Annotated in this window: 1 protein-coding gene; it reads left to right on the top strand. The window is 40.1% G+C overall.

Translation table 11 applies throughout. The annotated features are described in order from the left end of the window. Positions 1-99 precede the first annotated feature (99 nt). The gene (locus EXE29_RS17230; protein ID WP_147316035.1) at positions 100-1,047 is read left to right on the top strand and encodes an IS30 family transposase; all 948 of its coding nucleotides are present in this window, start codon (positions 100-102) and stop codon (positions 1,045-1,047) included. Position 1,048 lies beyond the last annotated feature (1 nt).

The following is a 1,048-nucleotide window of genomic DNA, read 5'->3' as shown; positions in this document are numbered from 1 at the left end:
CTTAGATTCTCAAATGAAGTGCAACAGAGATTAATGTATTGGAAGAAAGCAAGATGAGTTAGCATTATGCTTCCGACCGACCAAAGTCAAAGTTGCATCATGAACTATACTCATCTTACTCAAGAAGAAAGATATCAGATTTATACCTTGTTACGTGAAGGTTTTTCCAAACGTTATATCGCTTTGCGTTTAAATCGCTCTCCCTCAACAATTTCTAGGGAAATTCTGCGTAATAAAGCGAGAAATGGCTATTTCGCTCAACATGCCCATAAATTGGCTCGACGACGGCATTGTTCAAACCCTAAAACAATTCCTAATGAGCTTTGGATGCGTGTCATCTCTTATCTTGATATTCAATGGAGTCCCGAGCAAATCGCTTCTCATGTTTCAGTTAGTCTGCATTCCATCTACCGCTTCATACAACAGGATAAAAGCAAGGGTGGGACACTCTTTCACAACCTGCGTTTCAGAAATCAAAGAAAGAGAAAATATGGCTCTCCTGAAACCCGTGGTCAGCTGATCAATCGTAAAAGCATTCATTATCGACCTATAGAGATAGAGCTTCGGACTCGCTTTGGTGATCTGGAAATAGATACGATTGTAGGCAAGAACCATCAGCAATCATTAGTCTCGATTGTAGACAGGAAGACGGGTTATCTTTGGCTGAAAAAGTGTAGTTCACGCAAGGCAGAGGAAGTTTGCCAAGCCACAATCAGCTTATTGAATCCAGTTAAAGATCAGCTAAAAACAATGACAGCAGATAATGGCAAGGAGTTCAGCTTGCATGAGCATGCTGCTAGAGAATTAGGGATAGAGTGGTATTTCGCTGATCCTTACAGTGCTTGGCAACGTGGTACAAATGAAAATACCAATGGTTTAATCAGGCAATATATTAGAAAAGGCAGTGATTTAAATGACTATACGGATGAATATATTTCAGAAATCACTCAACGCTTGAATCATCGGCCAAGAAAAAGACTCGGCTTTAAAAGTCCGAGTCAGGTATTATGGCAACAACATGGTGTTGCACTTCAAATGCTAATCTAAG

This window comes from Acinetobacter sp. WCHAc060006, from assembly GCF_004209135.1.
GTDB lineage: Bacteria > Pseudomonadota > Gammaproteobacteria > Pseudomonadales > Moraxellaceae > Acinetobacter > Acinetobacter cumulans.
The sequence above is the reverse complement of the archived record's forward strand: the minus strand, read 5'-3'. Positions and strand labels throughout refer to the sequence as shown.

Coding starts and splice junctions, on each gene's coding strand:
- EXE29_RS17230 (WP_147316035.1), top strand. CDS start 100: ATGAACTATACTCATCTTACTCAAGAAGAAAGATATCAGATTTATACC.